24 protein-coding genes are annotated in these 22,164 nt (G+C 64.9%); 4 read left to right on the top strand and 20 right to left on the bottom strand.

Annotated features, from left to right (window positions below; all coding sequences use genetic code 11):
• Positions 1–41: 41 nt before the first annotated feature.
• The 18 genes from nifU to J5J83_RS10490 form a co-directional block, all read right to left on the bottom strand.
• Positions 42–932: a Fe-S cluster assembly protein NifU gene (gene nifU / locus J5J83_RS10575; RefSeq protein WP_212348888.1), complete on the bottom strand. Its 891-nt coding sequence runs from the start codon at positions 930–932 to the stop codon at positions 42–44.
• A gap of 15 nt (positions 933–947) precedes the next feature.
• Positions 948–1,271, bottom strand: coding sequence for an iron-sulfur cluster assembly accessory protein (locus tag J5J83_RS10570; RefSeq protein WP_212348886.1), 324 nt, complete (start codon positions 1,269–1,271; stop codon positions 948–950).
• 219 nt (positions 1,272–1,490) lie between these two features.
• The gene (locus J5J83_RS10565; RefSeq protein WP_212348884.1) at positions 1,491–1,880 is read right to left on the bottom strand and encodes a hypothetical protein; all 390 of its coding nucleotides are present in this window, start codon (positions 1,878–1,880) and stop codon (positions 1,491–1,493) included.
• A 21-nt stretch (positions 1,881–1,901) separates the two neighbouring features.
• Positions 1,902–2,189, bottom strand: a complete 288-nt coding sequence (fdxB, locus tag J5J83_RS10560) for a ferredoxin III, nif-specific (RefSeq protein WP_212348882.1) — start codon at positions 2,187–2,189, stop codon at positions 1,902–1,904.
• A gap of 66 nt (positions 2,190–2,255) precedes the next feature.
• Positions 2,256–2,471 (bottom strand): CCE_0567 family metalloprotein, encoded by a 216-nt coding sequence (locus J5J83_RS10555; protein ID WP_212348880.1) that lies wholly within the window; start codon positions 2,469–2,471, stop codon positions 2,256–2,258.
• Between the two features lie 67 nt (positions 2,472–2,538).
• Complete coding sequence (locus tag J5J83_RS10550) at positions 2,539–3,024, bottom strand: NifX-associated nitrogen fixation protein (protein ID WP_212348879.1); 486 nt, start codon at positions 3,022–3,024, stop codon at positions 2,539–2,541.
• Positions 3,021–3,464: a SoxR reducing system RseC family protein gene (locus J5J83_RS10545; protein ID WP_212348877.1), complete on the bottom strand. Its 444-nt coding sequence runs from the start codon at positions 3,462–3,464 to the stop codon at positions 3,021–3,023. The genes J5J83_RS10550 and J5J83_RS10545 overlap by 4 nt, the downstream gene beginning before the upstream one ends.
• A complete protein-coding gene (locus J5J83_RS10540; protein ID WP_249115680.1) occupies positions 3,461–3,889 on the bottom strand; it encodes a NifB/NifX family molybdenum-iron cluster-binding protein in 429 nt (142 codons plus the stop codon). Before J5J83_RS10540 ends, J5J83_RS10545 begins: the two co-directional genes overlap by 4 nt.
• Before the next feature lie 16 nt (positions 3,890–3,905).
• Positions 3,906–5,297 carry a nitrogenase iron-molybdenum cofactor biosynthesis protein NifN gene (gene nifN / locus J5J83_RS10535; protein WP_212348874.1) on the bottom strand — a complete coding sequence of 464 codons (1,392 nt, stop codon included), beginning with the start codon at positions 5,295–5,297 and terminating at the stop codon, positions 3,906–3,908.
• Between the two features lie 12 nt (positions 5,298–5,309).
• Positions 5,310–6,791 (bottom strand): nitrogenase iron-molybdenum cofactor biosynthesis protein NifE, encoded by a 1,482-nt coding sequence (gene nifE / locus J5J83_RS10530; RefSeq protein ID WP_349251883.1) that lies wholly within the window; start codon positions 6,789–6,791, stop codon positions 5,310–5,312.
• Positions 6,792–6,957: 166 nt separating this feature from the next.
• A complete protein-coding gene (locus J5J83_RS10525; RefSeq protein WP_212348872.1) occupies positions 6,958–7,932 on the bottom strand; it encodes a hypothetical protein in 975 nt (324 codons plus the stop codon).
• Between the two features lie 49 nt (positions 7,933–7,981).
• Complete coding sequence (locus J5J83_RS10520; protein ID WP_212348870.1) at positions 7,982–8,740, bottom strand: 4Fe4S-binding leucine-rich repeat protein; 759 nt, start codon at positions 8,738–8,740, stop codon at positions 7,982–7,984.
• 237 nt (positions 8,741–8,977) lie between these two features.
• Entirely contained in the window at positions 8,978–9,241 is a 264-nt protein-coding gene (locus J5J83_RS10515) for a nitrogen fixation protein NifZ (RefSeq protein WP_212348868.1), read from the bottom strand.
• 5 nt (positions 9,242–9,246) lie between these two features.
• The gene (locus tag J5J83_RS10510; protein ID WP_212348866.1) at positions 9,247–9,570 is read right to left on the bottom strand and encodes a (2Fe-2S) ferredoxin domain-containing protein; all 324 of its coding nucleotides are present in this window, start codon (positions 9,568–9,570) and stop codon (positions 9,247–9,249) included.
• A gap of 50 nt (positions 9,571–9,620) precedes the next feature.
• Entirely contained in the window at positions 9,621–10,169 is a 549-nt protein-coding gene (locus tag J5J83_RS10505; protein ID WP_212348865.1) for a flavodoxin, read from the bottom strand.
• 30 nt (positions 10,170–10,199) lie between these two features.
• Positions 10,200–10,526 carry a hypothetical protein gene (locus tag J5J83_RS10500; RefSeq protein WP_212348863.1) on the bottom strand — a complete coding sequence of 109 codons (327 nt, stop codon included), beginning with the start codon at positions 10,524–10,526 and terminating at the stop codon, positions 10,200–10,202.
• A 7-nt stretch (positions 10,527–10,533) separates the two neighbouring features.
• Positions 10,534–11,376, bottom strand: coding sequence for an ankyrin repeat domain-containing protein (locus J5J83_RS10495; RefSeq protein WP_212348861.1), 843 nt, complete (start codon positions 11,374–11,376; stop codon positions 10,534–10,536).
• Positions 11,377–11,389: 13 nt separating this feature from the next.
• Positions 11,390–13,105, bottom strand: coding sequence for a SagB family peptide dehydrogenase (locus J5J83_RS10490; RefSeq protein ID WP_212348859.1), 1,716 nt, complete (start codon positions 13,103–13,105; stop codon positions 11,390–11,392).
• Positions 13,106–13,332: 227 nt separating this feature from the next.
• Here J5J83_RS10490 and J5J83_RS10485 point away from each other — a divergent pair, with 227 nt between their 5' ends.
• On the top strand, positions 13,333–13,674 hold the full coding sequence (locus J5J83_RS10485; RefSeq protein ID WP_212348857.1) for a hypothetical protein: 342 nt from the start codon (positions 13,333–13,335) through the stop codon (positions 13,672–13,674).
• Between the two features lie 190 nt (positions 13,675–13,864).
• On the opposite strand, the gene J5J83_RS10480 is transcribed toward J5J83_RS10485, so the two are convergent.
• Together J5J83_RS10480 and J5J83_RS10475 are read right to left on the bottom strand one after the other, a co-directional pair.
• On the bottom strand, positions 13,865–14,197 hold the full coding sequence (locus tag J5J83_RS10480) for a Qac family quaternary ammonium compound efflux SMR transporter (RefSeq protein WP_212348855.1): 333 nt from the start codon (positions 14,195–14,197) through the stop codon (positions 13,865–13,867).
• Between the two features lie 305 nt (positions 14,198–14,502).
• Positions 14,503–16,296: a monovalent cation:proton antiporter-2 (CPA2) family protein gene (locus J5J83_RS10475; protein ID WP_212348853.1), complete on the bottom strand. Its 1,794-nt coding sequence runs from the start codon at positions 16,294–16,296 to the stop codon at positions 14,503–14,505.
• A 413-nt stretch (positions 16,297–16,709) separates the two neighbouring features.
• Here J5J83_RS10475 and J5J83_RS10470 point away from each other — a divergent pair, with 413 nt between their 5' ends.
• The 3 genes from J5J83_RS10470 (at position 16,710) to J5J83_RS10460 (ending at position 22,105) form a co-directional block, all read left to right on the top strand.
• Positions 16,710–20,675 (top strand): RHS repeat-associated core domain-containing protein, encoded by a 3,966-nt coding sequence (locus J5J83_RS10470; RefSeq protein WP_212348852.1) that lies wholly within the window; start codon positions 16,710–16,712, stop codon positions 20,673–20,675.
• Between the two features lie 29 nt (positions 20,676–20,704).
• Entirely contained in the window at positions 20,705–21,364 is a 660-nt protein-coding gene (locus J5J83_RS10465) for an ankyrin repeat domain-containing protein (RefSeq protein WP_212348850.1), read from the top strand.
• A gap of 87 nt (positions 21,365–21,451) precedes the next feature.
• Positions 21,452–22,105, top strand: coding sequence for an ankyrin repeat domain-containing protein (locus J5J83_RS10460; RefSeq protein WP_212348848.1), 654 nt, complete (start codon positions 21,452–21,454; stop codon positions 22,103–22,105).
• Positions 22,106–22,164 lie beyond the last annotated feature (59 nt).

Here is a 22,164-nt window from a genome sequence, read left to right as displayed (position 1 = left end):
TGTTGGCCTGCCTCACCCGAGGTGAGGCAGGGAGGTTTGAATCAGGCGGGCAGCGAGTTCGGCGCCAGCTTTGCCGTGGCTTTGACCGGCACGACCTTGACGATCTCGCCGAGGGCTTCGATCATCTGCGCCTGCACGCCGCCGAGGGTGACGGCTTCCATCTGGCAACCCGAACAGGCGCCTTTCATCGACACGTAGATGGTCTTGCCATCGACATCGACCAATTCGATGTCGCCATGGTCACGCTGCAGGTTCGGGCGGGCCTTTTCGATGACCTGTTCGATCTTGCGGATGCGCTCGAGCGTGGTGAGCTTGCCCGGCACTTTCTTTTCCGGCGGGGGGGCGGCGGTGAAGGACTCGCCGCGTTCTGCCAGCACCTTGGCGAGGATCTCCTCGATGCCTTCGTGGCACGACGAGCAACCGCCGCCGGCCTTGGTGTAGTTGGTGACCTGCTCGACACTGCACAGGTTGTTGGCGCGGATGGTCTCTTCGATCATCACCGCATCGACGGCAAAGCACTTGCAGATCAGCGCGCCTTCTTCGTGATCGTCGCTCCACACCTCACCGCGGTAGTTGGCGACGGCCGATTGCAGGGCTTCACGGCCCATCACCGAGCAGTGCATCTTTTCCGGCGGCAGGCCACCGAGGAAGTCGGCGATGTCCTGGTTGCTGACTTCGAGCGCCTGATCGAGCGTCTTGCCCTTGATGATCTCGGTCAGGGCCGAACTCGAGGCAATGGCCGATCCGCAGCCGAAGGTCTGGAAGCTGGCGTCGATGATGGTTTCGCTGCCCGGATCGACTTTCAGCATCAGGCGCAGCGCATCCCCACAGGAGATCGAGCCTACCTCGCCAATGGCATTGGCCTCGGGCAGGGCGCCAGCATTGCGCGGGTTGTAGAAGTGTTCTTTGACGGTTTCGGAGTAATCCCACATGGCGGTCTCCCGGGCTCAGGCAGAGAAGGACTGGCCGCAGGCACAGCCGGCCGAGGCGTTGGGGTTTTCGAATTTGAAGCCGGAGCCGCTCAGCGATTCGACGAAATCGACGGTGACGCCGGCCAGCATCGGCGCGGAGTAGGGATCGACGAAAAGGGTGACGCCGTCGATCTCGACGATGGTGTCATCCTCGGCCTTTTCGGCTTCCAGCTTCATGCCGTATTGCAGACCGGAGCAGCCGCCACCCTGCACGTGAATGCGCAGTCCGGCGACGGGGTCGGCGGAAGTGGAGATGAAACGGCTGACGGCTTTGAGGGCGGTGGGGGTAAGCGTGATCATGTTCGGGTCTCCGGTTGGAAAGGGCTCTGGGAGACATAGTGCAAACGCCGTGCCACGCGTGCGTGCTTGTTAAGTTGTTGATTAGTAATGCGTAGCCTGCGTGCTGTCGTGTCGCGAAGGGTACGGCTGGGGGGCTTTGTCGGATTTCCGACATGTCCTGCACAACAATGGAAAACAGCGGCATGGCGCCGCTGTTTTATTGGGGGCGACGAGCGCGTATCAGCCGATCACATGCTCGTACACCAGGCGCAGCACGTCGCGTTCGGTATCGGGAATGCCGCGCATTTCGGTGATGCTGACAAAACGCCCCTGCGCGCTGGCAACCGCATCGAAGGGCGGATCGATGTCGGTGAAATGCGCCAGACGTACGCTCAGCGTGCCCGAGGGCGACAGCATGTCGGCTTCGAACTCCGGATCGATCTGCAATGCGCCCGCTGGCAGCCCCATGCGGTCTGCCGCGCTCGCCGTCAACGGTCCGGGATGCGGCCGCACGGCCTCGTCGGCCGGCGCTTCGATGCGTGCAGCCACGACCGAATCGCCGAAGCGTGCAAACCGCAGACGGGCGCTGGTGGATTGCTTGTGGTAAAGAATGAGGGCGAGCTCGCTCATCGACGCACCGGCCCCGTGAGATTACGCCGTCACCGGCGAGGCGCCGTGCGTATGGCAATCCTTGGGACACACGCGGCTACAGGCGCCACAGCCGATGCAGTCGAGTGCATTGGCCAGCGTCATGACCATCATGTTGTCATCGTCGAGATCGTCGTCCATGTCGTCTTCGCGCTCGACGAGGTCGAAAACGTCGCGCGGGCAGACCTTGTAGCAGCGGCCGCAACCGATGCATTTCTTGCCGTCCAGTTCGAGAACGAACTCCGGGGTCCAGGCGGTGCCGCCGCGAGTGAGACCGGTGATCGGATCCATGGTGTGTTCCTCAGTATCGTGGTGCAGTTGAAATGATGTGAGATCTTGCCGATCGGCAGCCGCCGTTCAGCTCGTTGCTTCGGTCGCCGCCATCAGGCGTGCATTGGCGTCCGCCCAGGCCTTGCAGGCGTCGTAGGCGGATTGGGACATCGCGGGCAACTCCTGGTAGCCGGACGGAAGCCGGTCTTCGACCAGGTCGTGCAGTTGCGAGGCCCATTCCTGCGACACGCGCTTGAGTTTGCGCACTTCCTTCTCGAGGCTTTTCAGTTCTTCGTCGGTCATGTCGATCTCCTTGACGGTAAACCCGCGCCGGTGACGGCGCCGACGCGGGCGATGCAGCGCGCCGGGCTCAGAGCCCCGCGACTTCCGGATACTTGCCGATGATCTCGAGCGCCACGGAAAGGTGCTTGTCGGCCTCATCCTTCATCTTGGAGAAGGTCTCGAAACCGAAGCGATGAACGTCGCGCAGCGTGCGATCCAGCACCACCAGCTTGCCGACGGTAATCAGGGCGCGGCCGAAGCCTTCGTGGGTGAGGTTGATCACCGGCACCGCCATCAGGCCGCATTCCTTTTCGATCAGGGCCGCGATCGCATTGTGGAAGGCCTTGACGCGCGAGATCAGGACGTCGTCGGGGTCGCCGATCACCGGAATCTGGCGGCGTTGTTCCTTGGTGACGACGTACGGCGCGAGTACGCGTTCGACCGGCCAGCCGTCGTAGGTGCCGTAGCTGTCGAGTGCGCGCGCCTGACGGTTCATCTCCTTGATGAAGTCGGTGTCGGCGAGTTCGGGGCTGAGAACGGCTGCGGGTGCGGTGCTGGTGTCGATGCTGATCATCTGTCTGACTCCTGGTGCAGGCTTGCACACGGTGGGTTGAGTGGATCGGGGGTGATTCGAGGGGTCGGTTGCAATGACGGATGGCGTGCTGCGCGACGCGAAGCGATCAGGCCCAGGCCAAGACCGGCAAAGCTGACCCCGGCGATGCCGGTATCGGTGAGGTGGATCAGACTGGCCGTCGCCATGCCGGCCAGCAGCCCCATTACCGGCAACAAGTGGGTGACGAGCAGGGCACGCAGGGCCAGTCCGCCGTCCAGTTCGACAGTGACGTCGTCGCCCGCACGTGCGGCACAGCCGCTGCCATCCAGCACCAGGTCCGTGGTGTTCGCAGTGCCGCACACCTTTTCCGCACGGCAACCGCCACAGGCCGCGGCACGCTCGAAGCGGACCACGATGCCGTCGTCACCGATGCTGAGCACCTTGCCACTACGCTGCATCATTCCTGCCAGCCCTCCGCTTCCATCTCGTCGAAGCGGCCGGTGTCTGCCGGCTGTCGGTCCTTGATCGCCTTTGCCAGCCAGCCGCCCGGGCCACTTGCGAGTTCCGACTGAAGTTCGCCGATCAGACCGTCGATCGCCCGGCCTTCCTCGACGCGAATCGGTTGTACGCCGGCGGCCAGCAACTGCTTGACCGCCGATGCGCCGACCGCCAGGCAATACACCGCGGCACAGCCGGCGAGGGTCGCGATCTTCGCGGGCAGCTTGTTCTCGTTGCCATCCTGCGCGGTATCGATGAACTCGGTGACCTCGACCAGTTGCGAGGTGTCGGCGCCGATCTCAAAGATCGCAAAGGCTTCGGTCGAACCGAAATGCTGGTTCACCGTGCTGCGGTCGGTACTGGCAAAGGCAATGCGGACGCCATTCATGACGGGTCGTGCCTCCTCAGTGCCCACCAGCCGCAACTGCCTGCGGCGCAGGGGCGATGGGCTGCTTGTAACGGGAGTGATGCGGTGCGATGGAGTCATGATGTTGCAGTACCAGGTTGGCCAGATCGAACAGGGCTTGCCGGGTACCCCGGTAGCCCACCCAGGTCTTGCAGAAGCCGCCCACCAGGTCGTATTGCGGCATGCCCGCGCGCAGAAGTGGAACGCCAAGTCGCGCCGCGGTGGCCGCAGCGTGCGAGTTGGATACCACCAGCTCGGCGTGCGCACTGCGGGCCAGGTTTTCAAGATCCTCGAGGTCGCCTACGTGGACCTGGGCGGTGCCGATGCTGCCCAGGCTGGCAGCCTTGATCGGCGACACCGCCGCGACGATCTCGCTGCCCATGCTGACGAAAAGCTCGGACAGCTGCAGCAGCAGGTCGGGGTCGGCGGCGAGGGCGACGCGACGCAGACCGGTCATGAAGTGGGTGTCGACCATCGCGTCCTGCAACTGGGCGCGATGGCGTTCGAGCTTCTCCGGCACTGCGACGCCGGAGAGGTCGGCCAGGGTCGCGGTGAAGCGGTCGCTTGCATCAAGACCCAGCAGGCCGTCGAAACGGTAGTCGGGGACGCCGGTGCGCTCGAGCAGCAGGTCGGCCGCAGCCTTGAGCGAGCGCCCGACAACGACGGTTGCGACCGCCTCGCCCAGCGTGGCGAGTTCGGAAACAGGCGTGCCGCCCAGCGTGACGGGGGTGAAGTCTTCCGGGATAAGGTGGCCGTCGAGCGAGTCGGAGAGATCAGGCACGGCCACCGGCCGCAGGCCGAAAAGCTCCACCCATTCCTTGATCGCTTCGACATCACCGGGGGTCAGGTGGGCGCCCAGCAGCAGGTTGACCTGCTTCTTGCGCTTGCCCACGAGACCGGTGCCTGCCGTGACCGGTACGGTGGCCTCGATGATGCCCTTGACGGCACTGGCGTAGCCGGTTTCGAGACAGCCGGAGAAGTCGGGGGTATTCACCGCAGCGACCGGAATGTGATCGAACTCGGGGTGCTTCGCGCGGAACTCATGGACCAGGCGCTTGATGTCCGTGCCCTGGGTTTCGGCCAGCGCGGTGGTGGCCAGGCCGACCAGGGCCGGTTTGCTCTTGCCGCATACCGTGGCCAGCGCCTGCACCACGTTGCCGTCGGCATTCATGACCGTGGCCACCTGGTCCATCGCCGTCGTCTGCAGCGGCACCGGCTCGCGGAAGTGGCGCACGAAAAAGACCTTGGCGAAGGCGGTACAGCCCTGCGATCCGTGAAAGATCGGCATCGCGCGGCGAATGCCGAGAAACGCAAGCGCAGCGCCGGCCGGCGCGGATGACTTGAGCGGATTGACCGACAAGGCCTTGGGGTGGCGGATGATCTCGGCCATGGTCTCGTCTCCTCAGGCGGCCGCGCCAGCCGGCGCTGCGTGGTCATGGTCGTGGGTTTCAACGGCATCGCCGCCGTCCGGGCTGTCGCCCATCTCGGGGCCGGCGATGACCATGGCTTTCTGCGACCACGGGGCGGGCTTGCGCACCGCTTCCCAAACCGGTGACTCGAGGGTCAGCGCGAGCTGGCGCACCAGCTCCTTCATGCCTTCGTAGCCGGCGTAGCCGAATTCGCGTTCCTGATTGATGTCGAGGAAGGGCAGTCTGGCCTTGAGTGCGGTGTAGAGGTTGCGCCCGCCGGCAATCAGGATGTCGGCTTTGAGCTCATACACCGCGTTGAGCAGGTCGCGCGCGCCCTCGCTGTTGAGCATGATGGTGTTGTCGCCCATCAATTCGAGGATGCGGGCCTTGTCTTCCTCGGTGGATTTCTTGGTGCCGCTGGCGACCACGTTCATGCCCAGGTCCTGCAGCGCCGACACCACCGACCAGGATTTCACCCCGCCAGTGAAGAGCAGCACGCGCTTGCCTTCGAGGCGCGGGCGCCAGACGTCGAGTTCGGCCCGCACCCGCGCTTCCTCGCGAGCAATCAGCGCTTCGGTGCGCGCGATGAGATCGGGGTCGTTGATGAGGCGGGCGATGTCGCGCAGCGCCGCCGAGGTGTCGGTGATGCCGTAGAAACTGCCTTCGAACCAGGGGATGCCGTAGCGCTCTTCCATCTTGCGCGCGACATTGATCATGGCCTTGGCGCACACCAACATGCTGACTTCGGCGCGGTGCATGGTCTGCACCTCGTGGAAGCGGGCGTCGCCCGACAGTGTGCACAGAATGCGGATACCGAGCTCGTCGAACAGCGGTGTCAGGTACCACAGTTCGCCGGCGATGTTGTATTCGCCGATGAGGTTGATGTTGTGAATCCTGATGCCGGGCGGCACCAGCTCGGGCGGCACCGGCTCCGGTTCGCGGGTGCCGATAACGTGCTTCACCATGGCTTCACCGGCGATGCGGTTGCCCAGGTTCTTGGTGCCGTAGAAGCCGGCGCAGTCGATCGGCACCACGGCGATGTTCCAGCGCTCGCTGGCGGCCTTGCATACGGCGTCGATATCGTCGCCGATCAGGGCCGGTACGCAGGTGTTGTAGACGAAGACGGCCGCCGGCGAATGCGTGTCCACTGCCTGCTTGATGGCGTGGAACAGGCGCTTTTCGCCGCGACCCATGATCACATCCTGCTCGGAGAGGTCGGTGGTCATGCCGATCTTGTACAGCGTGGGGCCGGAAGAGGCGGTGCCGCGGTTGTCCCACGAGTTGCCCGAACACGCGATCGGGCCATGCACCACATGGGCGACGTCGGCGATGGGCAGCAGGGCGATCTGCGCACCATCGAAGGCGCAGCCGCCCGCAGAGGCGCCAGGCGTAGGACGCGAACAACCGGATTTCTCCTTCTTGTTGTGCGTACAGGCGGGTTCGTTCAACAGTTCGGCAATGTCGGCGGCTTTCACGGTGAGGCTCCGTGTGCATGAATGTCAGATGCTGTGCAAGCTCCGTGCCGTGTCCCGGTTCGACGGCAAGTGGCTGAAAACAAATGGAACCGGGCTGTGTTCATGATGTCGCGAAGCCGACAATGTGCAGGCCGCGACACGACAGCACGCGACCCGCAGCACGAGCTCAGAGCGCGTAGGGGTCGTGCATCCAGTCGCGGATCAGGCCGGCGTCGCGCTCGGGCAGGTAGGCCATGCCGTCGTCGAGGTCCGCGAAGACCTCGGGGGCGACGCTGCGTGGTACGCGGTGGGCGCTGACCATGTGGAAATACCACGCAAAGGCGTAACCGGCGTGGCGGTCGAAGTCGTGCAGCTGCTGCGCCAGGGCGGTACCGCGGACGCCGGGCGTGCCGGACCATTGTGGCGCATGCGCGGCCACTGGAACAGCGCCAATGCGGGTCTGACGGTAGCGGTCGAGGTGCTCGGACAGGGCGAGCACCCAGTGGTTACTGAAATGCCGCTGCCTGCCAGCGCTGCTTTCCTCCCACTCGCGCAGAAAGCGCAGCACCGGTGCCGGCTTGCCGGTCTGGAGGTCGATGCGCGTGATGTAGTCGCGGATATCGGTGAGGCGACGGAAGCGGTACCGGGGCGCGCTCATCGGCAGGGGGGGCGGGCCACCGGCGGGACGGTCGAGCAGGGCTTCCACCGCATCCGCGCTGGGGATCCTGGCGCCAAGGGGGTGGCTCAGCACCTCCTGCAATTCCTCGATCTCGAGTTGCAGATAATCCGATGCCGCGCTGCCGGTCTGACACACGAGATAGTGGCTGATGCCCTGTTCGAGTGTGACCTGCAGGCCGCTGTCGGCGAAGGCCTCGGCAAAGGCGGCGCCGTCCTCGCCACATTCGCTCCACTGCTGCTCCAGCCAGCTGAGGGCATCCGCGGCAATGGTTTCACGCTTCGCGTCGACGATGCGGCCGGGGCGGTACCAGCCACCGCGCGACAGGCGCACGGTGAGCTCGGGGCCACCTTTGCTGCGCACGGCGTCGAGCAGCGGGGCATGTCCCGGCAGCGGGGTCAGTGTGGCGCACAGGTAGCGCAAGGTGTCGTCGAGAGCGGGGGCCGGCGAAGTCAGGGCCGGTGGCGCGAGCGGGACGTAGGTCATGAGGCTTCCTTGGTGGGCAGGGGAATGATCGGTCAGCAATACTGTGGATTCAGCCGTCGGCCTGAGCCAGGCGTTCGGCCGCGAGAACGCGTATGGTCTCCTCGGGGTCGTCGGCGACGAGATGCAGCGCATCCAGCGGCGCCTGCTGCACGGCAGCGGCGCGTACCAGCCAGTGCGGATCGGCCAGCATGTTGGTGGCATCGGCGGGCAGCATGCGGCCGGCTGCAAGGGCGCGGACCTCCGGATCGGTGTCACGCGCCAGCCGGCTCAGCGCGAACGCGGGCAGGCGGCGGGCGATCTCCTTGCGCACGACCGGGTCGGGATCGTCCGTCATTTGCGGCAGGCTGCCGTGTGGCAGCCGGCGCGCCACCTGCAGGCGCACGGCATAGTCCGGGTCGCGCATCAGGCGACCGAGCTCGGATGGTGGCAAACGGGTGGCAACGGTTACCCTCACTTCGCGGTCCTCATCGCGGGCAAGGTGGAGCAAGGCGTCACCGACGGCGCGTACCGCGACGGCTCGCCGCACGGTCTCGTCCGGATCGTCGATCAGCCGCGCCGCAGCCTCGGCGGGCGAATAGCGTACAGCGATCGCCCGTCGTTCCCAGAAGTCGTCGGTCAGACAGGCCTCCGCGAACTCTGGGTTGCGGCCCAGAAAACGGTCGATCTGGCGCCCGCTATTGACGTGAAGACAGGCGTCACCTGGTCCGCAGCGTCCGTCCGCAAGCAGACTGTCGCGCAGCTCACAGCGCGGACAGGGATTTTCCGGTGGCGTGTAATCGGTGATGTCGGCAGGCGGAGATGCATTCATGGCGCGGTTGGACGGTCGGTGGCGACCGTCACCTCCTGGCTTTGGGGCGATGTGCTCCTTGCGCAAGCAGCGTGCCAGCCTGCCATTGTCGGAAAATCGACGTTTCCGTGCCGATCGGGCGAAGCGAATGCACCAAGTCCGACATCGGCTCCCGTGCGCCTTGTCGTAAACACGACAGGACCCAGGGGAGCCGACGGTCAGATCACGTGATCGGGGCGATCACGCATCGCGGGGCGCTCAATTCGTCGCCAGCGCCTCCAGGCTCAGTTCCTCGACCAGGCAGCCGACCGGGGGACCAAGCACATCGTCCGCCCCCTCGAATCGCACCAGAATGATGTCGATCTCCGGGATGGCCTCGACATGACCGACCTTGACCACGACCCCGCGGGTGCCGGGCGCGGCGAGCAGGGCACCTTCTTCGATATCGGGAATGCTGCCGTCGTTGTACAGGGCGTCGGCAGCGAACACGACGTCACCGGGTGAGCAGAATGGCGTACCCATCGCGTTCACCACACGCCAGCCGGCGCCAGCAGGCGCTCGACGGGTTTGTCGCCAATCAGGTGCTCGTCGATGATTGCGGTGATGTCGCCGGCAGCCACACCCGAATACATCACCCCTTCGGGATACACCAGTACGCTGGGACCATTGGCACAGGGGCCGATGCAGCCGGTATTGGTGACGGCATAGTCGGACCACAGGTTGCGCGCCTGAAAGGCTTCCATGAAGGCCTGGTAGACCTCGTTGCAGCCCTTCTGCTGGCAGGATCCGCGCGGGTGGCCGGCAGGACGGCCCTGAACGCAGACGAGTACATGTTTCTTCGGTTTGGCCATGATGGACTCCGTAGTGGATTGGACTGGTTCGGGAAGAGTTCGCGCGTCGTTCAGGCGTCGGCGACGGCCTCGAGCAGGGCCGGCGTGATCTGCGCCAGCCAGGCATCGACACGTTCGTCGGTGAGGGCGGCCTGGTTGTCGTGGTCGAGCGCGAGGCCGACGAACTGGTCGTCGACCACCGCCTGGGAGGTCTTGAACGTGTAGCCGGTGATGGGCCAGGCGCCAACCACCGTGGCGCCGCAGGCCGTCACGCAATCGTAGAGCTCGGCCATCGCGTCGCAGAACTCGTTGCCGTATTTCTCCTGGTCGCCGAGACCGAAAATGGCGACGGTTTTGCCGGTCATGTCGGCGCCGTCGAGCTGGGGCAGGAACTCGGCCCAGCTTTCGGATTGGGCACCGCAGGCGAGACCGGGCAGTTCGCCGTCGCCCAGCGTCGGCGTACCGATGATGAGCGCGTCGTAGCCGAGAAAGTCGTCCGCGCTGGCCTTGTTGACGTTGACCGGGTCGGCGGCGACGTCGCCCAGTTTCTTGGCGATGCTTTTCGCGACGCGTCGGGTGCGGCCGGTGTCGGTGCCGAAGAAGATGCCGATGCTTGCCATGGTAGGCTCCTGTTCGTTTTCGGTAGGGGGTCAGGCCGTTTCGGGCAGGCTGAAGTGCGTGCGCAGCAGTCCGAGCAAGCGTGCCTGGCTGAGTTCTTCCTGCACCAGCGCCTCGTTGGCCGATGGCAGTGATCCTTCCTTGGGAAAGGACAGTTCGAGGCCGTAACGGCCCGCAGGCTGGCCGTAGGTGAAGATGAACGCATGCAGCTCGGGGTTGTCCGGCAGCAGCAGGCCGAGCGCCTCCTCGTTGTCGCGCCAGCGCTCGTCGAGCTTGATCAGGCCGGCTTGCAGGGTCGGTTGAAGGGTGTCGAGCAGGTGCGAAAGACTGCGGTACTTGGGCGGCATCTGGGTCGTCATGGCGGCATCATCCGATCGTGTGGCGAAGCAGTTGAAGGCAGGTCCGGGTCGCGGCGAGATCCACCGCGCGGGCATCGTCGAAATTCATGATCTGCGGGTCGGCGCCGCACTCGAGCAACAGCGCGACCATTTCCGCCTTGCCCGCCGAGGCGGTGTACATCAGGCAGGTCGCGCCCATGTCGTTGCGGTTGTCGATGTCGATACCGGCCTGCACCAGTTTGCGCACACTGTCGGCATTGCTCGATACGCAGGCCAGCCACAGGGCATTGTTGCCATCCATGTTGCGTCGGCCCACGTCGGCGCCACAGCGCAGCAGCTCATCGATCAGATCGGCCCGCCCCGCCAGTGCGGCCCGCATCAGCGGTGTGAGTCCATGCTGGCGCGGGGCATCGAGGTCGAGCGCATCGAAGCCGAATTCGGCGAGAAAGGCGAGCAGTCCGGCGCTGGCATCGGTGCCCGCCATGGCTGCGTCGGCACGCTCGGCGTCGCGCAGGGCAAGTGCCGCGGCAAAGGCCGGGTAGCCGCCATCCACGCTGTACACCTCGGGGAAGCGGAAATCGGCGAACCACTGCGCATAGGTCTGACTGGCATTGCCGTGATAGCAATACACCAGTACCGGTACGCTGCGCGACAGGCCCCGGATCTGCAGTGGAAAAGTCGCCTCGGCCAGCCGTGTGGCCCCGGCAATATGGGCGTTGAGGTAGCTCTTCTCGTCACGGACGTCGAACAGGGCCAAGGCGGGCAGCACGCCTTCGCGGTGACGCATCAGCATGTCGGCGGCGTCGTCGGCGCTGATGCGGTGTGACTGGCGGCTGGTCGGTGCGGGGGCGGACAGGGTGTGTGCGGTCATGGTGTCAATGTCGTCAATGCGCAGGCGCTAGCCGTCTGGCGGGGTAGGGACTGCCGATCTCGATGCGGGCATCGTCGATCGGCATACCGATGGTGAAGTGATAAAGGCTCTGATAGCGGGTGTCGGTCAGTCCCAGTACGGTGTGCACCGGATCGTCGAAGAAGCAGCCGATGCCGGTGCCGCGCAGGCCCATGGCCTCTGCGGCGAGGTAGAGCGCGTGCCCGGTCTGTCCGGCGGCGCGGAACAGATCGCGATAGGCTGCGGGGTCGGCCGCGAGCGGCGCGTTGAATGCACTGATCAGCCCTAGCGCAAGGCAGGCATTGGCGGCGATGTCCTGGTGGCAGTGCAGGCTGCGCGCCAGGCGGTAGAGCTCGACCTGCTCGAATTCGCGCAGGCGCCACAGGCGGGCGATTTCGCCCGTCCGGCATTCGATTGCGGCTACATGCTCGATCGAGGCGTGCTGTTTTCGACCCGCGTCATGCCGGGACTCGCCCTCACCCGCGCTCAACAGGTAGAGCCCCGGCGTCAGCGCATCGACCCGATGCACGAAGACTGCCGCCATCAAATCGGGCACAGCCCGGCCGAAGCGGCCTGGCTGCAGCCGGTCGCCGAGCACGCGCATCACGCCAGTGAATTCGTCCTGACTCATCCGCCGGCTGGCATCGAAGCGTTGCGCACTTCTGCGACCGAGAAAGACGTCGGCGGCGCGAGGGGGCGTATCGACCACTGCCGGCTGCCAGACGTGCAAGGCCGGAGTGACCGCCGCTTCGACCGCAAGCGCTCGCCGCGTCGCCACCGCGACCTCATCGATCAGCGGCCAGCGGTAAAGCGGCGCCGGGTCGATCTTCGAGGCCATGCCGAACCAAAGCACGTCGCCGGTTGCGAGCAGCGGGTTGGCGAGCGCGGCGGTGTGCTCAGTAGCGCTGCATGTGACCGAGAGCAGCATCTCTGCTTCCTCGCGTTCTGCCGCGGGATGGCGGCTGGGCGGAAAGTCGCCGTCACGGTCGAGTCCCAGCCGCCGCGCAAGGCTCAGGGTGTCCGTGCGAATCTCCTGCACCGTCCAGCCCAGCACGGCCGCCGCATGGGCGAGTGAACCGGCGGCATGGCCGACGTCGAGTTGGCAGTAGCGAAAGCCACGCTCGCCGTACTTCCACGCTTCGCGCCACATTGCGGTACTGAGTGCGATCTGGAATCCGGGCGCAGGCATTGCGCAGGCGCCCGCGGACGGCTGCCCGATGTCCTGTGCGCGCAGTTCGAGCGCGTGGTCCTCCGGGCGATAGTGGTGCACGCCGTCTGCCAGGCCGTCGATGCCACGGGCGATCAGCCAGGCTTCCACTGGATGCAGATTGCCGCTCGACGGATTGGCCCGCACCGCCCAGCGATCGGGCCCCAGCGTCTTCCACGCGGTCAGTCCGAGGGCAAGATTGAGCAGCACGCCCAGGCTGGCAAGGCCGAGCGGCTGTGGCGCGTGACCATCAAGACCAAAACGGCGTTCGACACCCGCACGCAGCGGATCGTTGGCCGCGATGTCGGCCAGCAGTGGCAGGCTCTGCGCCGGCGCACCCGTGTAGTGGCGGAATGGCGCGGGCTGCGCATCCCAGTCCAGCATGCCCGGCCCCGGTGCGTAGGCCTCGAAGCGATGCTTGCTGCGGGCGTGATAGAGCTTCACCACATCGAGGGCCGGAAGTGGTTGGGCTGTCGCAAGCGGCATGGCATCGTCGGGTTTCATGCTTCCTGCCTTGCAAATCCGATACCAGCCCCTTCAATTGCGATGGAGGCCGCATGGATGCTGGGCTCAAGCTTGGGCGCCGGGGGATTCGATGTGCGGAAGCTACCCGCACGACGACGCGCTTGTCGGTTTTCCGACATGGGATGCCGGTCAGTACGGGGGATTCGGGCTGGCGCTCAACTTGCTGGTGAAGGGGCGTAATGCAAAATGCCCTGGAGCCGAACGACATGAACGTCGAACACACCCTCGCCAGCACCCGCGACCGTATTGAAGCGGCCGCCACCGACATCCTCACCCTGATCGAAGGCCTGACCGCCGACGAGTTCACCCGCAGCCGGCTGACGCGCAAGACCACGCTGGCACGGCTGCGCGACATCGCCGATGCGGCGGCAGCCCTGTCGGCGGAAGGCTGCGCGGCTATGCCGGAGGTGGATTGGGCCGGCTGGGTGTCACTCGGATCCGCAATCGACAGCGGCGGGATCGCCCCCGCGCGGGAGTGGAAGGCGGCGTCCGAGGACGCGGGCACGTTGTTGCAGTGGATGCGGGTTTATGGGCAGGGAGACAGGTAGTCAGTCGATCACGGCCAGGGTGCCTGATACTCTCTTGGCGGGACGGCGGGTTTCGACCCATTGCTGCCGGAGGCAGTGTTTGAAAGCGGACTATCAGGAATGTGAGCAAACTGGGAATCCAGCGCGCTGTTTGGACGAATCCACCTATCGAAGGGAACAACGCTGAGCAGCGGGGCAAATCTAGCCGTTTTTAATGAGCACTGGCCTTTGATAACAAGTTGAGCACAGCAACGCCACTGACGATAAGGCCGATGCCAACAAATCCCCATGAATCTAACTTTTGACCGTGCAAGACCCACGCAATGGCCGTGACTAATACGATTCCAAGACCAGACCAAACTGCATAGGCAATCCCCACTGGTATGGCCTTAAGTGTGAGAGACAAAAAATAAAAAGCTGCACCATACCCCGCTACAACAATCAAAGACGGCGCTAATCTGGTAAAGCCTTCACTCGACTTGAGCGCAGAGGTGGCAATTACTTCCGAAGTAATTGCTATTGCCAAAAACAACCAATTTTTCACGGCATATCCACATAACGAACGAGCAGTAAGTCTAGGTTCTCCGTCCGAAAATGTGCAGTCTTGTTGCCAGCGGGCAAGTATGTGCAACTTGCGTAGTTTTCGTGAGCTATACCGGCGTAGAACTGCGCGGCTAAGAACATGCGGTAGACCACCGTCCGCTATGTAGCGCTTTCTTGATGGGCTGCTTCTGGCCGGATGCAGGCACTTATAGCGTGTCCCGAACTGTGGGGGCTGCATGGCGCAGCCAGGGTCATCTGTCACTAACGCCGAACAGCGCGAGCGGGGCGTTCGCGGTCGCGACGCTTTCAGGGTCGCGCCGGTTCCTCGTCGACCGCCTGCGCGCTCGCGGTCGCCAGTTCCTGCTCCAGCAGCGCGACCAGTTCGATGTGGGCGTCCTTGGTCGACTGGATCAGCTGGCTTTCGTCGTGGTACAGCGCCTGCTGGCGCTTGAGCAGTTCCTGGTCGTTGCGGGCGAAGAGGTCGATGATCTGGCTGGCGACTTCGGGGGGCTTGCCGAGGGCCTCGAAGGTCATGCACGCCAGTGCAAGGCTGGACTTGAAGGTCTCGCGCATCTGCAGCGTGACGCCGAGGTCCATCAGGCGGTAGGCGTGGAAGCGGTCGCGGGCGCGGGCGACGATCTGCACATGGGGAAAGTGCTTGCGCACCAGTTCGGCACAGCGCAGCGAGGTTTCGATGTCGTCGATTGCCAGCACCAGCACCTTGGCTTCGCCCACGCGCGCGGCGTCGAGCACTTCGAGGTGGGCGGCGTTGCCGAAGTAAGCCTGGGCGCCGAAGCGGCGCACCATGTCGACCTCGTCGCGGTCCTTGTCGAGGGCGGTGAAGGGCACGCCGCGCAAACGCAGGATGCGGCCGATGATCTGGCCGACACGGCCGAAACCGGCGATGACCACCGGGTTGGGTTCGTCGGGCATGTCGTCGGCGGGTTGTTCGGGCTGACCGGCGGCTTCTCTGGCATTGATGCGGTCGCCGAGAATGAACAGCAGCGGCGCAATGGCCATCGACAGCGCGACCGACAAGGTCAGTTGCTCGATCACCTCGACCGGCAGCAGTGCGCTTTCGCGCGCTGCACCGAACAGCACGAAGGCGAACTCACCGCACTGTGCCAGCGCCAGCGCCTGCATGCGCGACACCTTGGCGCCGCCGCCGACGAGGCGGCGCAGGCCGTACAGGCCGAAGCCCTTGATCGCGAGCAGGCCGATGGTGAACGCAATGACGTTGATCGGATGCTGCACGATCATGCCCAGGTTGATGCCCATGCCCACCGCAATAAAGAAGAAGCCCATCAGCAAACCCTGGAAGGGCGCGATCGAGCCTTCGAGTTCGTGGCGGAAATCGGAATCGGACAACAGCACGCCGGCGACGAAGGCACCGAGCGACATCGACAGGCCGCTGGCTTGCATCAGCAAGGCCAGCCCCAGCGCGGTGGCGAGCGCGGCCGCGGTGAACATCTCGCGGCTGTCGATGCGGCTGACATGGCGGAACACGCGATCCATCAGCGGACGCCCAACCGCAATAACCACGCCCAGCACCACGAGTCCGACAATCGGCGATACACCGCCTTCCGTCTTTTCGGCACCGAGCAGCGGCAACAGCGCCAACAGGGGAATGACCATCAGGTCCTGAAACAGCAGGATGGCGAAGGTCTCGCGCCCGTAGCGGCTGTGCAGCTCATTGCGTTCGGCCAGCGTCGGCAGCACGAAGGCGGTGGACGACAGGGCCAGTGCCAGCCCGGCCAGAATCGCCTCCGCCCAGTTCAGTCCGAGCAGCCTGGCGCCGCCGACGAGCAGGGTGCCGACGCCGAAGAACTGCAGCGCACCGAGACCGAACACCGGCTTGCGCAAGGCCCACAGGCGGCTGGGCTGCAACTCGAGGCCGATGATGAAAAGCAGCAGCACGACGCCGAGCTCGGCCGTGTGCAGCAGGTTCTCCGGGTCGTGCACCACGCTCGCGCCCCATGGGCCGATCAGCACGCCGGCCACGAGATAGCCCAGCACCGTGCCGAGGCCGGCGCGCTTGAAAAAGGGCACGAGCAAGACGGCAACGGCAAGCAGGGCGGCAAAAGTGGCAACGGATTGCATCGGGGTCGATTCGGGTGTGTGTCGAGACCGCGGTCTCAGGCCCTCTGCGGGGTGGGGCGAATCTGGCAGATTCGATTATGCCGTGATTTTCTGCGCGGAGGGGGCATCGACATCGCACGGCGCAAAGCTGGGGTTCGGTTCCACGGCAATGACCGGGCCGAGCAGGGTGCTCGCAGGAAATGCCTGTTCTCCTCGTCTGCTGTCTATGCATTTTCAATGGCTCGTCGACAGGGAAAGCCGATTTCAATATCATCCGAAAATTCCAAAGTCATTGGATGTGTCGCCATGATCCGTTTCCTGTCCGGTCGCAACCCGCTTGGCGATGTCCTGCGGCAATTCACTGCAGGCCTTGGCGGTGCTGCGCCAGACGCCCTCGATCCCGTTAAGGATCAAGCCGTCGGAATGGTGCCGCAATGAGTGGCAAACCCGCCGCGCGCATCGGCGACGCAGTCGCAAAGGGCAAGATTGTTACCGGTTCGGCCACCGTTCTCATCGGCGATGCTGCTGAAGGCGCGGCCGACCGCTGTCCCACCTGCGAGCCGCTGGTGGGACAGCCGGTCAATCCCATCGTCGGCGCCAAGCTGCTGCCGGCCGAGACCGACTTTGCACTGCCAGCACCGGCCGTGTTTGCCTTTACCCGCAGCTATGCTTCCAATGACGAACGTGTAGGCGTGCTCGGCCCGGGCTGGTCGGTTCCTGGCGAGGCGCTCGGGCTCGAGGTTACCGACCAGCGCACCGTGCTCATCGACGGTCAGGGGCGGCGCCTGACATTCGGCCCGCTTGCACCGGGCGAAGCCCGTTTCTCGCCCACCGAGGGCTTGTGGATTCGGCGAGGGGGGCCGCTGATTCCGCAGGTCGATGCGTTTTCCCAGTGGGAAGGGCGCTGGCGCCATATCCCCGAGGCCTTGCAGCACGCGCGTGATGCGATTTTCGTCAGCCGCGGTACCAATATGCTGTATTTCGCGCGCGAAGGGGCCGCCTGGCATCTGGCGGCCGTTCTCGACATCAATGGCTACCGCACCGATTTCGACTGGTGCGGGCAGGGCTGGCCCGTCGCGGTACGCGACAGCGCCGGGCGCCGCTACGTGTTCGTTTACGTGATGATGGGCGAGGCCCGTCGGCTACGGGGGGTTGTGCTCGCCGGGCACGATGGTCCATACACAGACGATGTCGATCTCCATGATCCCGGCATCGACTGGCTGGTACGCTACGACTACGACAGCGCCGCCCGGCTCGTCGCCGTACGTGACCGCGACGGCCAGTGTGCGCGCGAGTTCGAGTGGCAGGGTTCGGTGATCAGCGCCCACCGTCAACCCGGTGGTGTCGAGGTACGCTACCTTTGGGACGAACCCGGCCCGCGTGGGCGGGTGCTGCGTCAGAGCGAGGGCGACGGGCTCACCCGCAGCTTCGCCTACCATGCCGGGCGCACCGTGGTCAGCGACAGTCTGGGGCGCGCGGACACCTACCATTTCGAAGGCGAAGGTGCTGACACGCGCTGGGTTGCGCACACCTGCGCCGACGGCAGTCAGGTGCGCTTCCATTACGACGGATTCGGCCGGCGCGTGGGGACGACTGACCCGCTCGGGCGCACCAGTTGGTTGCGGCGCGACGGACAGGGCCGCCTCATTGCCCGCCAGGAGGCCGATGGAAGCACCTGGCAGTATCGGCTCGACGGCGACACCGGCGAGGCGCTCGAGATCCGCAATCCTGCAGGGCTCACCTGGACGATCGAGCGCGATTCACGCGCTAACCCGATTGCCATCACCGGTCCCGACGGGGCCACCACCCGTTATGCTTACGCCGACCCGCGCCTGCCCGACCGCCCCACCACCATCACCGATGCGCGCGGCGGTGTGCGCCGCCTCGAATGGAACGCGCTGGGCCAACTCATCGCCCATACCGACTGCTCGGGTCACACGACGCGCAGGTCTTTCGATGCCGAAGGCCGTCTCACTGCCGAGCGCAACGCACTGGGCGAGACCATCCACTACCGCTACGACCGTCCTGGGCGTGTGATCGAGACGCGCCGCGCCGACGACATCCATACTGCCTTTGCGTACGACGTGCTTGGGCGGCTCGTCCGTATCACGCAGGCCGACGGCAGGGCCGACACATTCGACTGGGACCGATTCGGTCGCCTCACCGCTCACACCAACGCGCTTGGGCACACCCAGTGTTACCGTTACGACGAGGCCGGGCGGCTCACCGAACTGACGAACGAGAATGGTGCGGTGAGTCGCTTCGTCTACGACGCGATGGACCGCCTGGTCGAAGAGCGCGGCTTCGATGCCCGCACCCAGCGCTACGCCTACGACGAGGCCGGGCAGCTCATCGCTCGCACCGAGCTCAGCTTGCCCGGCGCGCCGACGATCCGCTACGTCCGCGATGCGGCCGGTCGCCTCACCGCCCGCCATCTGCCGGCCACCGAGCATGCTCCGGCTTGCACCGAGACCTTCCGCTGGCGTCCCGATGGATCGCTCGCCGGCTTTGCCAGTCCAGGGGCGGAGGTGGCCTTCGGCTTCGATGCGGGTGGTCGCCCCGTTCGCGAGACCCAGTCTCACGCCGACGGCTGGTCCTATACCGCAGCCCACCGCTTTGGGGCGCTCGGCCAGTTCGAAGCGAGCACGCTGGGTGATGCCCCCACCCTCGAGTGGCTCAGCTACGGCCCAGGTCACCTGCATGGCGTTCGCGTGCCCGGACTGGCGGTGGATTTCGAGCGTGACCCTCTGCATCGCGAGATTGAACGCATCGTGCGTCCGTCCGAGGGGGTCGGGGCTACCCTGGTCGAGGCGCGCGGCTACACGCGCACCGGACAGCTGGCGAGCAGCCGCCTGATTCCCATCGTTGGCGGGGCCGAGGCCGCGCCCCGGGTGCGCGCCTATCACTACGACGCCCTTGCTCAACTCGTTGCGATCACGGATCCGGCCCATCCCGAGCACAACATCGCCTACGCGTACGATGGCGCCGGGCGGCTGGTCGCAAGCCGCAACAGTGCGGCCGAACGGCACTACCGCTTCGATCCCGCAGGCAACCGCACTGACCCCGTGCAGCAGCGTTGCCGCCTCTCCGAGGCCGAGTGGGCCGTGGTCGTGCGCGAGCGCCTGAGCGACCCCGAGTTCAATCCGCTGGCCGAACTGGGGCTGGATACGCCCGCCGACCCGCGTTGGCAGGACAACCGCATCGCCCGGCTCGCAGGCATCAGCAGCCGATTCGACGCGGTGGGCAACCTCGTCGAGCGCAGCTACCCCGACGGTACCCGGCTCACCCTGGGTTACGATGGCGCGCATCGCCCGGTCCGCCTCGAGCGCGTCCAGCCCGACGGTAACCGAACCATCGCCCGCTACGCCTACGATGCGCGCTCACGGCGTATCGCCAAGACGGTCGAGGGGCCGGATGGCGTTGCCCGCCTCACCCGCTACGGCTGGGACGGCGAGCGCCTGGTGTGCGAGGCCACCGACACCGCGACCACCACCATCGTGTACGAACCGGCGAGCTTCGTGCCCTTGCTGCGCATCGAACAAGCGCACCATGCGCAGGATGCGGAAGGCGACGATGACGAAGATGCGCGTGAGACCCGTGCGCTGCTCGCCCACGCCGCCCAACTTCTCGCCCACCATGGCCTGTCAATGCCAGATGCGTTGCGCCCCGGGCCCGCGCCGGCACGGGTGAGCGTGTTCTTTACCGATCACCTGGGCACCCCGCTGCGCCTTACCGATGCGCACGGCCGCACCGAATGGCAGGCGCGCCCGGATGACTGGCGGGCCGTCACGGACCCGCAAGGCGACATCCGCCAGCCGATTCGCTTCCAGGGACAGTGGGAGGACGAGGAGTCCGGCTTTTACTACAACCGCTACCGGTATTACGATCCCGAGCAGGGGCGGTATGTGACCCAGGATCCGATCGGGGCAATCGGCGGCCTCAACCTCTACACGTACACCGCCAACCCCCTTGCCCGCCTCGATCCACTCGGGCTCTCCGATGCGTTCTATCCGTACGACATCGAACCCTACCAAAGGCCGGCGAAGAGACCGGATGGGTTTGAGTGGGGGGCAGGATGTGGAGACGCAGCCACGGACCAGTATGTCCCGGACAGTTTTGGAAAAGCGGATTTCTTCCGCGCTTGCAGCAAGCATGACGAATGCTACGGTACGTTCGGCTCCGACAAGAATGCCTGTGACGACGCCCTTGAGACCAATATGAAAGCCGCATGTGATCAAGATCTCCTGGGTCTTCATGTCATTTACAAACCCCTGTGCAAGGGCGTCGGCTCTTTCTATCGCTTGGTGCTCAAGGACATGAATCTGGGGCAGCCGGCTTTCGACGCAGCGCAGGAGGAGGCTTTCTGGAAAATGATCGACGAGAGAATGCGGACATGGTGAGATACCGAGTACTGATGGTTTTGGCGTCGATGATCTGGATTCTGCAAGGCTGCACGCACTATAGCCTGACCGCGGCAAGCCCGGACCTGGAGGAGGTACAGCGGGTATGGGGTTACTGCGTGCGCTGCGTTAGCGAGCACAGCTGTCCAAATAAGGAAGAATGCGAGCTCAAGACGATGACGAAACCTCCGCGGGCAATAATTAAAGCGATCTCTCGACAGCGCCTTGATGTCGTCCGTTATCTCATTGAAGTGGCGGGGATGGACGTCAACACCATTATTGATGACACCTACCACGACACTGTATTGCACACCGCTGCATACTATAGGAGCGACAAAGTCTTCGAAATCCTGCGCTATCTGGTCTCCGCAGGCGCTGATGTCAACGCGCTTGGCACCTCTCACGCCAGAACGCCGCTGCTGACGGCCATCTGGAAAGGCAATACCGAAGGGGCCCGGTTTCTTCTCGCCCATGGTGCCGACCCGTCGATCCAGAGCGACCGGGGCTGGGATGCCTGCATGTTTGCCCACCGCTGGTCGCACTGGGCCATCATGCCCGACCTGCCCGGCTGCTGCGCCAAGTTCCTGGATAAGCGCTGGGATGGCGATCCGGTTGAAGCGCGGGTGCGTCCGCCGGAACTGATCGCCGCCTGCCGCCCTGCCGCGCCCGGCGCAACGCCCGGGCAGTGACGATGCCTCTTACATGGACGTGACTCGGTGTGGTCTCTGGAAGATGATCGACGAGAGAATGCAGACATGGTGAGAGTCTGGAGACTGTTGGTTCTGGCGGCAATGCTCTGGACGCTACAGGGCTGCACGCACTACAGCATCGTCGCAGCGCTGCCGGACCTCGACGAGGTTCAACGTGTGTGGAATTACTGCTCGCGCTGCGTGGTGGATAAGCGCTGCGAAGAGCGAGAGGAATGCGAAGTCGATACGATGCGCAACCTTCCCTCTGCGCTGAATCACGCCATCGCGAGACAGCATCTAGACATTGTTCGTTATTTCATCGAAGTGGTGGGGATGGACGTTAACACCATCATTGACGACACGTATCAAAGCACACCTTTGCGAATCTCGGCATATTATGGGAGCGCCAAGCAACTGGAAATCCTGCGCTATCTGGTCTCCGCAGGCGCTGATGTCAACGCGCTTGGCACCTCTCACGCCAGAACGCCGCTGCTGACGGCCATCTGGAAAGGCAATACCGAAGGGGCCCGGTTTCTTCTCGCCCATGGTGCCGACCCGTCGATCCAGAGCGACCGGGGCTGGGATGCCTGCATGTTTGCCCACCGCTGGTCGCACTGGGCCATCATGCCCGACCTGCCCGGCTGCTGCGCCAAGTTCCTGGATAAGCGCTGGGACGGCGATCCGGTGGAAGCGCGGGTGCGTCCGCCGGAACTGATTGCCGCCTGCCGCCCGGGCGTGTGAGGCACAGTCCCCCAGTAGATTGCATCCGGAGCGGAGCAACGACCTGACACAGGTTTGCG

This window comes from Azoarcus sp. L1K30 (assembly GCF_018122735.1).
Lineage (GTDB): Bacteria > Pseudomonadota > Gammaproteobacteria > Burkholderiales > Rhodocyclaceae > Parazoarcus.
The sequence above is the reverse complement of the archived record's forward strand: the minus strand, read 5'-3'. Positions and strand labels throughout refer to the sequence as shown.

Excerpts from the sequence above, each read along its gene's own strand:
- nifU (WP_212348888.1), bottom strand. The coding sequence starts at position 932 with ATGTGGGATTACTCCGAAACCGTCAAAGAACACTTCTACAACCCGCGC.
- J5J83_RS10570 (WP_212348886.1), bottom strand. The coding sequence starts at position 1,271 with ATGATCACGCTTACCCCCACCGCCCTCAAAGCCGTCAGCCGTTTCATC.
- J5J83_RS10565 (WP_212348884.1), bottom strand. The coding sequence starts at position 1,880 with ATGAGCGAGCTCGCCCTCATTCTTTACCACAAGCAATCCACCAGCGCC.
- fdxB (WP_212348882.1), bottom strand. The coding sequence starts at position 2,189 with ATGGATCCGATCACCGGTCTCACTCGCGGCGGCACCGCCTGGACCCCG.
- J5J83_RS10555 (WP_212348880.1), bottom strand. The coding sequence starts at position 2,471 with ATGACCGACGAAGAACTGAAAAGCCTCGAGAAGGAAGTGCGCAAACTC.
- J5J83_RS10550 (WP_212348879.1), bottom strand. The coding sequence starts at position 3,024 with ATGATCAGCATCGACACCAGCACCGCACCCGCAGCCGTTCTCAGCCCC.
- J5J83_RS10545 (WP_212348877.1), bottom strand. The coding sequence starts at position 3,464 with ATGATGCAGCGTAGTGGCAAGGTGCTCAGCATCGGTGACGACGGCATC.
- J5J83_RS10540 (WP_249115680.1), bottom strand. The coding sequence starts at position 3,889 with ATGAATGGCGTCCGCATTGCCTTTGCCAGTACCGACCGCAGCACGGTG.
- nifN (WP_212348874.1), bottom strand. The coding sequence starts at position 5,297 with ATGGCCGAGATCATCCGCCACCCCAAGGCCTTGTCGGTCAATCCGCTC.
- J5J83_RS10525 (WP_212348872.1), bottom strand. The coding sequence starts at position 7,932 with ATGACCTACGTCCCGCTCGCGCCACCGGCCCTGACTTCGCCGGCCCCC.
- J5J83_RS10520 (WP_212348870.1), bottom strand. The coding sequence starts at position 8,740 with ATGAATGCATCTCCGCCTGCCGACATCACCGATTACACGCCACCGGAA.
- J5J83_RS10515 (WP_212348868.1), bottom strand. The coding sequence starts at position 9,241 with ATGGGTACGCCATTCTGCTCACCCGGTGACGTCGTGTTCGCTGCCGAC.
- J5J83_RS10510 (WP_212348866.1), bottom strand. The coding sequence starts at position 9,570 with ATGGCCAAACCGAAGAAACATGTACTCGTCTGCGTTCAGGGCCGTCCT.
- J5J83_RS10505 (WP_212348865.1), bottom strand. The coding sequence starts at position 10,169 with ATGGCAAGCATCGGCATCTTCTTCGGCACCGACACCGGCCGCACCCGA.
- J5J83_RS10500 (WP_212348863.1), bottom strand. The coding sequence starts at position 10,526 with ATGACGACCCAGATGCCGCCCAAGTACCGCAGTCTTTCGCACCTGCTC.
- J5J83_RS10495 (WP_212348861.1), bottom strand. The coding sequence starts at position 11,376 with ATGACCGCACACACCCTGTCCGCCCCCGCACCGACCAGCCGCCAGTCA.
- J5J83_RS10490 (WP_212348859.1), bottom strand. The coding sequence starts at position 13,105 with ATGAAACCCGACGATGCCATGCCGCTTGCGACAGCCCAACCACTTCCG.
- J5J83_RS10485 (WP_212348857.1), top strand. The coding sequence starts at position 13,333 with ATGAACGTCGAACACACCCTCGCCAGCACCCGCGACCGTATTGAAGCG.
- J5J83_RS10475 (WP_212348853.1), bottom strand. The coding sequence starts at position 16,296 with ATGCAATCCGTTGCCACTTTTGCCGCCCTGCTTGCCGTTGCCGTCTTG.
- J5J83_RS10470 (WP_212348852.1), top strand. The coding sequence starts at position 16,710 with ATGAGTGGCAAACCCGCCGCGCGCATCGGCGACGCAGTCGCAAAGGGC.
- J5J83_RS10465 (WP_212348850.1), top strand. The coding sequence starts at position 20,705 with ATGATCTGGATTCTGCAAGGCTGCACGCACTATAGCCTGACCGCGGCA.